Source organism: Nonomuraea guangzhouensis (assembly GCF_019396345.1).
Lineage (GTDB): Bacteria > Actinomycetota > Actinomycetes > Streptosporangiales > Streptosporangiaceae > Nonomuraea > Nonomuraea guangzhouensis.
In genome coordinates, this window is the sequence record NZ_JAHKRM010000001.1 from 317022 (window position 1) to 329334 (window position 12313).

Annotated in this window: 12 protein-coding genes; 4 read left to right on the forward strand and 8 right to left on the reverse strand. The window is 69.2% G+C overall.

The window, feature by feature from the left end; genetic code table 11:
• Position 1 precedes the first annotated feature (1 nt).
• Together KME78_RS01425 and KME78_RS01430 are read left to right on the forward strand one after the other, a co-directional pair.
• Positions 2–325 (forward strand): hypothetical protein, encoded by a 324-nt coding sequence (locus tag KME78_RS01425; RefSeq protein WP_219526845.1) that lies wholly within the window; start codon positions 2–4, stop codon positions 323–325.
• Positions 326–405: 80 nt separating this feature from the next.
• A complete protein-coding gene (locus tag KME78_RS01430; protein ID WP_219526846.1) occupies positions 406–696 on the forward strand; it encodes an MTH1187 family thiamine-binding protein in 291 nt (96 codons plus the stop codon).
• 95 nt (positions 697–791) lie between these two features.
• Here the strand turns inward: KME78_RS01430 and KME78_RS01435 are convergent, their stop codons facing one another.
• From KME78_RS01435 to KME78_RS01445, 3 genes are read right to left on the reverse strand one after another with little or no spacing between them, the layout of a single operon-like run.
• Positions 792–3944: a S8 family serine peptidase gene (locus KME78_RS01435; RefSeq protein ID WP_219526847.1), complete on the reverse strand. Its 3153-nt coding sequence runs from the start codon at positions 3942–3944 to the stop codon at positions 792–794.
• A gap of 37 nt (positions 3945–3981) precedes the next feature.
• The gene (locus KME78_RS01440) at positions 3982–4824 is read right to left on the reverse strand and encodes a CU044_5270 family protein (RefSeq protein ID WP_219526848.1); all 843 of its coding nucleotides are present in this window, start codon (positions 4822–4824) and stop codon (positions 3982–3984) included.
• Positions 4817–5389 (reverse strand): RNA polymerase sigma factor, encoded by a 573-nt coding sequence (locus KME78_RS01445; protein ID WP_219526849.1) that lies wholly within the window; start codon positions 5387–5389, stop codon positions 4817–4819. Before KME78_RS01445 ends, KME78_RS01440 begins: the two co-directional genes overlap by 8 nt.
• Before the next feature lie 218 nt (positions 5390–5607).
• Here KME78_RS01445 and KME78_RS01450 point away from each other — a divergent pair, with 218 nt between their 5' ends.
• Entirely contained in the window at positions 5608–7203 is a 1596-nt protein-coding gene (locus KME78_RS01450; protein ID WP_219526850.1) for an FAD-dependent monooxygenase, read from the forward strand.
• A 105-nt stretch (positions 7204–7308) separates the two neighbouring features.
• Here the strand turns inward: KME78_RS01450 and KME78_RS01455 are convergent, their stop codons facing one another.
• Genes KME78_RS01455 through KME78_RS01470 form a run of 4 tightly spaced genes read right to left on the reverse strand, consistent with a single transcriptional unit; the run spans position 7309 to position 10101 of the window.
• On the reverse strand, positions 7309–8130 hold the full coding sequence (locus tag KME78_RS01455; RefSeq protein WP_219526851.1) for an ABC transporter permease: 822 nt from the start codon (positions 8128–8130) through the stop codon (positions 7309–7311).
• The gene (locus KME78_RS01460) at positions 8127–8378 is read right to left on the reverse strand and encodes a hypothetical protein (protein WP_219526852.1); all 252 of its coding nucleotides are present in this window, start codon (positions 8376–8378) and stop codon (positions 8127–8129) included. Before KME78_RS01460 ends, KME78_RS01455 begins: the two co-directional genes overlap by 4 nt.
• The gene (locus KME78_RS01465) at positions 8375–9304 is read right to left on the reverse strand and encodes an ABC transporter ATP-binding protein (RefSeq protein WP_219526853.1); all 930 of its coding nucleotides are present in this window, start codon (positions 9302–9304) and stop codon (positions 8375–8377) included. The genes KME78_RS01460 and KME78_RS01465 overlap by 4 nt, the downstream gene beginning before the upstream one ends.
• Complete coding sequence (locus tag KME78_RS01470) at positions 9304–10101, reverse strand: ABC transporter permease (RefSeq protein WP_219526854.1); 798 nt, start codon at positions 10099–10101, stop codon at positions 9304–9306. Before KME78_RS01470 ends, KME78_RS01465 begins: the two co-directional genes overlap by 1 nt.
• A 62-nt stretch (positions 10102–10163) precedes the next feature.
• Between KME78_RS01470 and KME78_RS65870 the strand changes: the two genes are divergently transcribed.
• The gene (locus KME78_RS65870) at positions 10164–11300 is read left to right on the forward strand and encodes a winged helix-turn-helix transcriptional regulator (RefSeq protein ID WP_219526855.1); all 1137 of its coding nucleotides are present in this window, start codon (positions 10164–10166) and stop codon (positions 11298–11300) included.
• 42 nt (positions 11301–11342) lie between these two features.
• On the opposite strand, the gene KME78_RS01480 is transcribed toward KME78_RS65870, so the two are convergent.
• A complete protein-coding gene (locus tag KME78_RS01480) occupies positions 11343–12152 on the reverse strand; it encodes an NAD-dependent epimerase/dehydratase family protein (protein ID WP_219526856.1) in 810 nt (269 codons plus the stop codon).
• Between the last annotated feature and the right edge of the window lie 161 nt (positions 12153–12313).

Here is a 12313-nt window from a genome sequence, read left to right on the forward strand (position 1 = left end):
CATGAGTGATAACGAAAAATTCCTGCGCCTGACGGTCGAGCTGACCGTCGAGGTGCTTGACGTGGACGCGCTGCAGGCCGCCGCGCTGGCCGAGATCCGGCACCCCGACGCCGAGCTCAGCGACGACGAGCGCGTCGAGCAGGCCGAGCTCGTCAAGTCGGACGACACCGGCGCCTCGGCCCTGCAGTGGCTGATCGAGCCCGACCACGTCCTCCAGCTCGTCGACCACATCGACGAGATCGAGCCCCGCGAGGCCGTGCTGGGCGTCGAGCCGTCCGACGGCCCCAGCGAGGATGAGGAAGAGGACGACCACGAGCACGCTTGAGTCCGGTGCGGGCCGCGGCGTCGCTTGTCCGGCACCGTGGCCCGCGCTGTGAGTTCTGCGCGTTCTGAGGGGGTACTTCATTGATCGTCGCATTCTCGATCACGCCGCTGGGCGTCGGCGAGGGGGTCGCCGAGCCGGTCGCGCGCGCCGTCAAGGTGGTGCGGGAGAGCGGGCTGCCCAACCGGACGGACTCCATGTTCACCACCGTCGAGGGTGAGTGGGACGAGGTCATGGCCGTGGTCAAGCGGGCTGTGGACGCGGTGGCCGAGGTGGCGCCGCGGGTCAGCCTGGTGCTGAAGGCCGATTTGCGGGCCGGGGTCACTGACGGCATGACCAGCAAGATCGAGTCTCTCGAGCGTCACCTGTCCTGACCGCTGGATTCCCGCCGACCCAGGCCGCCTTGATACCTGTCCTGATCGTGCTCACCCGAGGCGCTGGCCGCGGGTGAGCGAGACCTGGTCGCCGGTCAGCCGACGGCGTAGGCGCGAGTGATCGTCTGGGTCAGTCCGGTGCCCGCCGTGTCGGTCACCACCGCGCGGAGCGAGACGAACCCCGCCGCGCGCGGATTCGGCAGGATGGCGGTCCAGCCGGAGCCGGTGCGCTTGACCGGGACGCGGTGCCAGCTCGCACCGTCGTCGGTGGACATCTCCAGCCCGATCGACTTCACTGCCGCCTCCTGCGACCCGGGATTGCGCTCGATCAACAGAGGCAGACGGGTCATGGTGCCCGGCGCGGCGCGGTTGAAGTCGTCCAGCCCCACGGGACGGTAGCGGACGGCGAGCAGCGGCAGCGGCTGCTTCTTGTCCGTGGTCGCCGACCTGAACGTCCACACCGACTCCACCGCCGTGGTGAGTGCCGAGTGCGGCACCTGCCGGCGCATCGACGCCGTCAGCGTGTACGCCCCGGCCCTGGCCGGAAGATCCGCGTGCAGGTCACACCCTGCCGGCTGCTCGATATCGCAGTTGGCGAGATCCGCCCTGGCGAGTTCCTGCCCGTCCTTGCCGAGAGTGGCGGTGCCCGTGGCGGCGAGGTCCGAACCCGTTCGTCCAGGCTCTCCGTCCGCGAACAGCGCCGCCGCGGAGAAGTCCAGTTTGTCGCCGGTACGGCTGCCGCTCGGCAGCAGGAACGACGGCCCAGTGACCGCGGTGTTCCACGTCTCGCTCATGTGACCGCGTTTCATGAGCCGACCGTCATCGAAGATCAGCTGGGTGCCGATCTGTATCCCGCTGCCGTAGACCAGCCCGGGGGTGCGGTATTGGACGAGCGTGCCGGGCAGCGGGATGTCGTCGCCCAGAGGCATCAAGAACGCGTCCTTGGGCGAGAGGCGCGGTCCGGCCATCGGTGTGCCCGTGGCCGCCACGCCTGACGCCCGGTAGGTCGTGCTGACCTTCGTCAGCTCCTTCTGCCTGGCGTTGTAGGCAGGATCTTCGGGAAGGCCGTCCCTGCGCTGGTCGACGAGGTCGTAGAGGTACGGGCTGGGGGACACATCCTTGCTGACCCACTGGGTCCCGAGGCTGTAGGTCAGACCTGGCACGCGGGCGGGAACGACGTAGAGCTCGGAGTTGACGTCCGCGTTCAATGCCAGGGTCATGGTGTTCCAAGCGCCGTGGACCAGCGCGGTCTGGTATCCGAGTTCCAGCCGGGCGGTGGGGTCGTCAAGCGTGGCCTTGGCCGCTTTGCCCCGCCGCGCATCCACCGTGAGCCGCTGATCGCCGCCGTCGATCGTCAACGGGGTAACGGCCATCGTCCTGGCGAATCCCCCGTCGATTTTCTCCTCGAGGTCGCTGTAGACGCTCCAGTCGCCCTTGGGCAGCCGGACTCGCGCCACGCCGTCGCGGAAGGCCAGCGAATGAATGGTCCCGGTCTTCGCATCGTAAATCTGGCTGATCCTGGGGGTGGCCGGAAGGCCCTGTCTGCCGAGGACGGTGACGGTGACGTCGTACGACTCCGGCTCGACGTACGCCCCGGCCAGCGTGCGGATCACCGTCTCGCCCGATCTGGCGGTGACGGTTCCCGGGTAGTCGCCGGGCGCCTTGCCGGCCGCGTCGATGGTGAGCGTGACCGACGCCTCGCCCTTGGCCGGGACCGTGACCTGATCGGCTGCCGGCTTCAGCACCTCGCCCTGCGCCGTCAGGTCGAGGGTGACCGGAGCGTCGCCCGTGTTGGCGTAAGTGATCGTCTTTGTCGCCGTACGTTCGCCGGAACCGCTCCATGGGAACGCCGCCCACAGGTTGCCCGGAGTGGCCGTGACCTGCTGCTTCAGCGCACGGACCAGGTCGATCAGCCCGGCGCCCTGCTGGTAGGGAGTGGCCTCCTGGGCCGGGGCGGCGCTGCCGATCAGCGCGGCCTTGAGCTGCGCGCCCGTCCACTCGGGATGACGCTGGGCCAGGATGGCCGCCGCCCCCGTCACATGCGGGGCGGCCATCGAGGTGCCGCTCATCGATCGGTAGGTGCCCCCGGCAGCGGCGGCCGTGATGTCCGCGCCAGGCGCGGTCACCTCGGGTTTGATCGCGTGATCGCCCACCCGCGGCCCAGGGCTGGAGAAATCGGCCAGGCGACCCTGCTTGTCCACCGCACCCACTGTCAGCGCCGCTTCCGCGCTGCCGGGCGTGGACACCCTGCCGGTGGGTCCGTCGTTCCCCGCCGCGGCGACGAACAGTGCGCCGGTCCGCTCCGACAGCGTGTTCACCGCCTGCTCCACCGGATCCAGCTCCGGTCCGTCCACGTCGCCGAAACTCATGTTGATGACCTTGGCCCCGACCTCGACCGCGGCCCACTCCATGCCCGCGAGGATGCTCGATTCGGTCAGGCCCCAGGCCCCGCCCACCTTCCCGATGGCCAGCTTGGCCTCCGGTGCCACCCCCCGGTACTTCTCTCCGCGGCCCGCCACCGTGGAGGCGACGTGGGTGCCGTGACCGATGGGGTCGTGGATGTCAGGCTCGTCGCTGAAGTTCCGCTCCTGTACCACCGCGTCCTTCAGATCCGGATGGCCAGGGTCGTAGCCCGAGTCGAGGACCGCGACGGTGATGCCCTTGCCCGTCAGGCCCTGTTGCCATGCCTGGGGAGCGCCGATCTGCTTGACGCTCTCGTCCAGCGAGAACGATCTGCGACCGTCCAGCCACAGCTTGGCCTGGCCTGCCGTCAAGGAGCGGGCGCCGGTCAGCTCCTTCCACGTCCGGGCGGCGCTCGCCTTCGGCACGCGTACCGCGCTCATCCCGACGCTGGACACCTGCCGGACCTGACGGGTGCCCTGCGGCCCGGCCATACCCTGTGAGATCACGGGGATGTCGGGGGTGTGGGCATCGTCGTACCGCCAGGCCAGCAGTTGGGTGACGTCGAACAACCGCTGGTCCAGCGCCCCCTGCGCGATCAACGGCATGGCGTCCGAAGGGAAGACGTACAGGTGCCCGTCTCGCACCTGGCTGGTGAAGTCCACCTTCCTTCCGAGTCCGGGCCGTACCTGGTGTCCGCGGCCCGTGACCAGGACCTGATCACCGGTGATCAGCGTCACCCCGTTCGCCTGTGGGGAGCGCTCAGGTGCCGGTGTGGCAGCCCAGGCGGGCGCGGCGCCGATCGCTCCAGCCATGAGAACGGCTAGCAGCGTTTTGCCTAATTGCATGATTTTCCCCATGTTGAGAGAAGGGGATCCGTGCGGCTCACTGAGGAGGCTGATCCGTCCAGCCGGTGGTCACCGAGATGAATCCGACAGGGCCCCCCGCGAGGCTGCCGTCGTCGGCGACGAGATAGTTGGTGCGCATCACCCGAGCGTTGTCGGGATCGATGACCAGTTTGATCTCCAGCTTGCCGTCAGGATCAGCGATCAGCAGCTCCTCCCCGTTGTCGACCGTGCCCGTCCTCTTGACCTCCGGCAGCGTGGCCAGTGCCCGGAACGCCGCGGAACGGACCTCCGACGGCGCCGGTAGCTCCGTGATGAGCGCGAACAGCGAGAGATTCCGCGCTTCGGATGCGCGCAGGCCGCTGTCATCCCCCGGAAGCTCATCGATCCGTGCCTTCAACGCCTCCGGATCCGTCGGCAGCCGGTCGAGGTCCTCCAAGGTCACCTTGACGCCCTTGAGCGCGAGCGGGGCCGGGTCTGTGACGACGGCGTCGGGAGGGTCGCCCGGCTCGCCCTTGGACCAGCGCCGGCCATCTCGGCTGGTCCAGCTCTCTTCCTGCGGCATTTCCGGGTCGCTCCACTTACGTGTGACGTGCCAGTAGTCGCCGGAACCTTCAGGCGTACGCTCCGCACTGACGGCGGCCATGAGCAGGACCTCCCTGGCCGAGGCCGGTGCGGCGGCGGGCGCGGTCACGCCTGTGGCGATCACGGCCACGGCCGCCGCGGCGGCGGCGGTGGCCAGACCGAGTCCTGGCACCAGCCATCCGACCCGCCGCCGGCCTCGCATCCTTTTGTTGAGCCGGTCCCTGCTGCCGTTGATCGCTTCGGTGGACGGCTCCGGCTTGGCCAGCAGGGTGGCGAGCGTGCTGTCCAGGTCATCCATGGACGTTCTCCTTGTCGATGAGGGCGTGGATCTTCGTGCGGGCCCGGCTGAGCCTGGAGCCCACCGTGCCGATGGAGATGCCGAGCGCCTGGGCCACTTCGTCGTAGCTGAGCTGGCCCACGGCCACCAGCAGCAGGGCGTCGCGCTCGCCGCTGGACAGCGCGGCGAGCGCCTTGGCCAGGTGGGGCCGCATACGCTGAGCGGCCACATCGGAGACGACCCGGTTCTCGTGACCTTCCGTGACGGGATCCGGACCCAGCCGGGCCAGCGCCCGGTAATGGCGCGTCTCCTTGCGCCGGTGCCTGGCGATCAGGTTGGTGGCGAAGCCGAACAGCCAGGGCCGCAGGCTCCCGCGTTCCGGGTCGAACCGGTGGCGCCGGTCGAAGGCCAGCAGGAACGTCTCGGCCGTGATGTCCTCGGCGATCTGCGTGTCGAGCCGACCGGCCACGTACAGGTAGATGTCGCGGTAGTAGCGGTCGTGCACGGCGGTGAACAGGTCAGGGTTTCGCCGGAACCGGGCGACCAGTTCAGCGTCGGTCAGCTGTTCGCCCACGTCGGCGATCAAGTTCGTATCTCCGGCATAAGCCTGCCTTCCGGGGCGGTGGTCACTTTCCCCCATCCTTCGCCGCAAGCCAGGATCGTCTTCCCTCGCGCTGGCGTGGATTGATCTATCCTCTTGCCCAGGCTCGATTTCGAGATATGTCTTGACCCGTCCGTTGAACGCGACATATCGTGTTGCTCCGACCAATGACGCGATATTACGCGTTCCCGGAGGTGGGTTCAGTGCACGAGCGAGTACCCGTTCTTGTCGTCGGCGGCGGTTACGCCGGGTTGAGTGCGGCGGCGCTGCTGGCGTGGCGCGAAGTGCCCGTCATGCTGGTCGAACGGCATCCCAGTACGTCGATCCAGCCCAAGGCGTTCGGAGTGGGCCCCAGAGCCCTCGAGTTACTGCGACCGGTGCCCGGGATCGAGCAGTCGCTGCGGGACATCTCGCAGGGCATCGGTGATGGCATGCGCATCGCGATCGCGCCGAACCTGGCCGCCCCGAACCCGCACATGATCGTGACCAACGAACAGGACGAGTTCGCCTTTCTCGCCGACATCACGCCCGTCGCGCAGGTGGGCGCCCCGCAGGCGGAGGTGGAGCGGGTGCTGCGGGCCAAGGCCGAGGAGCTCGGCGCCGACCTGCGTTTCTCCACCGAGCTGATCTCGCTGGAGCAGGACGCCGAGGGTGTCACGGCGGTCATCCGCGCCGACGGCGTCGACAGTGTCGTACGGGCCGACTACGTGGTGGCCGCCGATGGCTTCCGCAGCCCGCTGCGCCCCCGGCTGGGCATCCCCACCTCGGGGAAGGGCGAGCTGGGGTTGATGTGCTCGATCATGTTCGACGCCGATCTGAGCGAGCTGGTACGGGAACGCGAGGTCACGCTCTGGTACCTGCAGAACGAGGTCTTCACCGGCGTCATCGTGACCGGCACGGGCGTGGGCGCGCATGTGGTGGGCGTCAACTACGACCCCGCCAGAGGTGAGAGCGAGGCCGACTTCACCGAGGAACGCTGCGTCGAGCTGGTACGGGTGGCGACCGGCGTGCCCGACCTCGACGTACGCGTGCTCGACAAGACCACCTTCGCCATGGCGCACATCCTGGCCGACCGTTACCGCGACCGGCGGGTGTTCCTGGCCGGCGACGCGGCGCACACGATGCCGCCCACCGGCGGGCAGGGCGGGAGCACCGCGCTCCAGGACGGCTGCGACATCGCGTGGCGGCTCTGGTTGGTGGCGACCGGGCAGGCCGGACCGGACTTCCTCGACAGCTACGACGCCGAACGGCGTCCCATCGGCACGCTGACGGCCGACGCCCAGCTCGCCAACCTCGGCGTCCGGATGCCTCCCGCGATGCGTACCGACTATCCGGAACCGCTCGAAGACCCCATGGGCGTCATCATCGGATATCGCTACCACTCGACGGCGATCCTGGAGGAGCCCGGTGACGACGGGGCGCTCCTGGAGGATCCGCGCGTACCGACTGGGCGTCCGGGCAGCCGCGCACCGCACGTGCCGCTCGACTGGGACGGCCAGCTGATCTCGACCATCGACCTGTTCGGGGCCGGGTTCGTACTGATCGCCGGGCCTGAGGGGCGGGCCTGGATGGACGCGGGGCGGCTGGTCAAGGAGCGGCTGCGCATCCAGCTCACCCGCGTGCTGGTGGACGAAGAGCTGATGGACGTCGAGGGCTGCTGGACGGAGAGGTACGGCGTGGGCAGGGGCGGCGCCGTACTGGTCCGCCCCGACGGCTACGTCGCCTGGCGCTCACCGAACACCGACCCGGACCCCGCGACCACCCTCGAACGGGTCCTCAGGCAGGTGCTCAGCCGCTGACGGGGGCTCAGAGGGCCCGCGCCCACCCGTGCGCAGTCCCACCTCCGCACGCTGACGGCACCCAGAAGAGGCGAGCCGCTAACGAAGTGGCACCGGCAACCTGCCTCAGAAGAGGCGTAACTGCCCGGTTCGCTGGGCTCGGGCCTCGCCCAGCCGGAGTGCCCCGACCGCCGCCAGCAGTAAGACCCCGGACAGTACGGTCAGCCCTGCCAGTTCCCCGGCCAGGTCGCCGATGCCCTGCCCGTCGAGCAGCGCGCCGCGCACGACCGCCAGGCTGCCGGTGAGCGGAAGCACCGAGCCGACGGCCCGGATCCAGCCGGGCAGCGCGAACACCGGCAGCCGCACCCCGCTGGCGAACCACATCGGATCGTCCAGCAGCGTGTAGAGGAAGGCGGCGTCTCTGGAGAAGATCAGCACGCTGTTCAGGAACGCCCCCCACGCGACCGCGGGCACCAGCATGGCCAGGAAGACCACCGCGTACATGGCCGGATGCGCCACATTCACCACGTCCAGCAGCGTGAACATCGCCACCGCGAAACAGGCGAACAGCCAGGCGTTCTGCACCAGCGCGGCGAACCCGTTGGCGACGACCACGGCCAGCCGGTTCGCGGGTGACAGGAAGAGGAGTTCCAGCGTGCCGGTCTGGCGCTCGAAGGAGAAGTGCCAGGCCGACTGCACCAGCGAGAAGAAGAACGTGAACCCGAGCGCCCCCGTGGCCAGGAAGGCGAGCAGCCGTTCCGGGTCGGCGGCGAGCGGCCAGCGCTCGGCGATGCCCGGCGTCGCGGCCAGCGGCCGGAGCGTGTAGTAGGTCTCGGCGAGCTTCAGCAACGGCCAGACCAGCATCGAGAACAGGACCAGCTTGCTGCCGAAGATCTGGCGGTGCTGCTTGAGCGCCTCGGCTCGCATGACCTTCAACGCGTGCCTCACGTCATCACCGGCCACCGGCTGGTGCGGTTGCCGAGCGCGCTGGCCGTACAGCCGGTGCCGGTCTCTGTGCGGCACCACGACGGCGGCGCGCCCGCATCCGCACCGGCCCACGACGGGGTGGCACCCACCTCCGACCGGGCCCACGACGGAGTGGCACCCAGCCGCACGCGACACCACGTCGACGTCACGCCCATCCCCGTACGACACGGCGACCAGGTCGTGCCCGTCCCCTCGGGCGGCCCGATCACGCGACCACCTTCAGCGAGCGGTCGCTCAGCGCGAGGATCGCGTCCTCAAGGGAGGGCTCCACGATCTCCAGCCCGCCGAGCGCGCCGCCCGACTCGATGATCGTCGTGGTCAGCGCCCCCGTCAGGTCGTCCGGATGGTTCAGCTCGACCACCCCGCCAGGTGCGAGCCGTACGCGGCTGTCGAAGGCCAGCGCGGCGGCCTCGATCTGGGGCGACAGGTTCGTGACCGTGATCCGGACCGTGCGATGGCGACCGGTCTGGGCCATCAGCTCGGCCGGCGAGCCCGCCGCGAGGTGGCGGCCGTCGCCGATCACGTACACGTGCTCGCAGAGCTGCTCGACCTCCGCCAGGTAGTGGCTGGTGAGGAGCACGCCTTTGCCCTGCTCGGCCAGCCCGGCCACGACCTTGCGCAGGTCACGGGCGATCGGCGCGTCGAGCCCCAGCGTGGGCTCGTCGAGCAGCAGGTAGTCGGGGTCGTTGATCAGGCCGCGGGCGATGGACAGCCGCTGGGTCATGCCGCGCGAGTACTGTTCGACCCGTGTGCCGGCGGCATGGGTCAGCCCGACGAGTTCGAGCAACTGGCCGATGCGCGGCTTGAGTACCTTGGTGGGGATGTCGTAGAGCTGGCCGAAATACCAGAGATTTTCCCGGCCGGTCATGCGCGCGTAGACCATGCGCTCGCCGCCGGCGATCAGGTTGATCCGCTTCCGTACGGCATGTGGCTGCCTGACCGGGTCGAGGCCGCCCACGCTGACGGTGCCGGACGTCTGCCGGAGCAGCGTGGCGAGGATTTTGATGGTGGTGGTCTTGCCGGCGCCGTTCAGCCCGAGCAGCCCGGTGACGCGGCCGCCGGGGATCGACAGGTTCAGGCCGTCGACGGCCACCTTTTCCCCGAACTCCTTGCGCAGGTTGACGGTCTCGATCATCAATAACTCCGTTCCATGGCCCTGCGCTCCGCCCAGGGCATCGCGAGGAATCCGGCGGCGGTGTAGGCGAGGCCGAGTGCGACGGCTACGGCGAGGCGGCCTGGATCCAGCCCGGTGCCGCCGGTGAAGACGCCGCGGATCACATCCATGGCGGCCGTCACCGGCACCGCCTCGCCGAGCCACCGGACCGCCTCAGGGAGGTAATCCCGCGGAAAGGCGAACCCGGACAGCAAGGCGATCGCGTGGAACACACTGTTCTGGGTGATGTGCGCCTCACCGGCGACGATCATCACGTTGCTCAGCACGGCCGACATCCCGAACACCGCCAGAACCAGCCCCGCCACGGCCAGCACCGCGTCCACCGCTCCCGTCGGCGCCGGCCGTACCCCGAACAGTGCCGCGAACCCGAACAGCACCGCCACCTCGACCGCCACCGCGGTGAAGGCGAACGCCGAGAACCCCAGCAGGTAGGGCAGACGCCGCGCCGGAGCCACGATCAACGCGCCCATCGTGCCCTCGCGCTGCTCCTGGATCATCGCCTTGCCGGTCCAGAGAATGCCGTGCACGACGAACATGTACGCGGCGGCGCCCACGGCGATGTATCCGAGATAGTCGCCGGTGCCCGCCTTCCCGCGGAACTCCGCGGATATCTCACCACCTGCCACGGCCCGCAGCCCCAGATAGGCCAGCCCGATGGTGAAGACACCCAGCAACAGGGTGCCGATGAAGTATGACCAGGGGTAGGCCCGCCTGGTCACCAACCACGACCGTCTCAGGGTCGCCCATGCCACGCTCATGAGTCTCCTTTGGGAACTGACTGAGTTTCTATCAGAGACTCACTTGGCGGTAAAGTCACGGTATGGCTAGAGAGCTGCGCTCGCAGGACGCCGAGTGCTCGATCGCGCAGGCGGCCGCCGTGATGGGCGACTGGTGGAGCCTGCTCATCGTCCGCGAGGTGACGCGCGGCCACCGCCGGTTCGACGACCTGCTGGGCGAACTGGGCATTTCCCGCAAGGTGCTAACGGAGCGGCTCAAGCACCTGGTGGAGCATGGGGTGCTGGTACGGGAGCCGTATCAGAGCGGACCGGTGCGCTACGAGTATGTGCTGACGGACGCGGGGTGGGCGCTGGCGCCCATGCTGATCACCATGCAGGACTGGGCGGACCGCTGGCTCCTGGGCGACGGCACCCTCACGGGGGTGGCGGCACCGCGAAGCGCGGAAGCCGCCCGCGTCCACGCCCTGGTGGGCACCCGCGTCCCGACCCCCCTGTCGCTGCCCGCCACCATCAACCGTCCGCTGACCACCACCAACCGGCCCGGCACCCTCCACCAGCTGCCCGCTACCACCGACCAGACCGACACCGCCGCCGCCGGACCCCGAGATACGGCCACCCATCCACCACTCACCACCGACCAAACCAGCGCCACCGACCACCCACCGACCACCCCCGGCCAGACCGACACCGCCGACCATCCACCATCCACCCGCGGCCAGACCGCCGGCCGTCCCCCGATAGCTGTCGGTCCGCCGGCGTCGGTGGGTGCGCGAACGCCGCTGCTCGATGTCGTGTCAGAGGCACGGGCGACGGTCCTGTTCGGCTATCCGGCGACGGGCATGCCCGCGCCGCTACCGCCCGGCTGGAATCAAGTCCCGGGAGCAGTGGGCTGCACGCTCGAGAACCGCATCTTCCGCGACAGGCACGCCGAGTTCGCCGACCGTGACATCGCCATCCACGGAGTGAGCACCCAACGGCCTGACGAGCAAACCGCCTTCGCCGCCGCGGAAGGCATCCCGTTCCCCCTGCTCTCGGACATGGACCTGCGGCTCGCGGCGGCCCTCCGTCTCCCCACGTTCCGCGCCGGTCAAGCCCTGCGGCTCAAGCGCCTGATCCTGGTCGTGGACCGCCTCCGCGTGATCCGCCACGTCATCTTCCCCGTACTGGACATCCCAGCCGCCATCACCGAGGCGCTGACAGCCACCGAGGCCATCACCTGATCCCCCACACACCCCTGGCGACCGTCGGCCCCCTGCGAGCTACTAACAGGTCGACCGCTCATCGAAGGCGTTACGGAGGGTGTAGTCAGCGGTGGCGTAGTCGCCGCCCTGAAGCTGATCACCAGCGAAATAACCTGCCACTCCGGGGATCCGGTCGGCGTAGGCCTCGGCATCATCGCGAGGACGGTAGCCGAGCCGGTCGTCGAGCTCCCAGAACCGGCGGCTGTTGGCAGAGACCGCGTACGCGGCGGTGAAGGTGACGTCGGCCCGGGTCAGTGCGGCCCAGACGAACCCGGCGCAGTCGTCGGGGCTCAGCCAGGTGGCCAGGTGCCGCGGCTCGCTCGGCTCCGCCTCCAGGCTGCCGATGCGCAGGCACACCACCTGCAGGCCGAACTTGTCGGCGTACAAGCGGCCCAAGGCTTCCACGGCGACCTTGCTGACGCCGTACAGCCCGTCGGGGCGGGGCGGCATCTGCGCCGAGACCGTCTGCGCTGCCGGATAGCAGCCGGTCAGCCGGTTGCTACTGGCGAGCACCACACGCTTGGTTCCCGTGCGTCGTGCCGCCTCCAGCACGTGGTGGGTGCCCAAGACGTTGCCTTCCAGAAGGTCGGCGAGCGGCGCCTCGTCCGGCACTCCGGCCAGGTGTACGACCGCGTCGGCACCATCGATGACCGATATCGCATCCTCGATGCCGGCCAACTGGGCTTGATGGACCTCCTCGTTCGGTCCTTCGGCGGTCAGCGGTGCGCGATCGACCGAGATCAGCCGGCGTAGCCGACGCCGTAGCGGTTCACGCAGCACAGAGCCAACCTGTCCGGCGGCACCGGTGAGAACGACCGTCTCCACTGTCATAGGGCTGAAGTGTGCCAGCGGTCACCGACATTTGATCCTCTGGCGCGTTGACGGCCAATCCCGCCGAGTATTCCTAGATCATTTGCTGGAACTTCCAGGACCCGCGACCCTTCGCGAACCGCGGTTCTGCCGGCCAGAAGTCGGCTCACGCGATCTTTCCC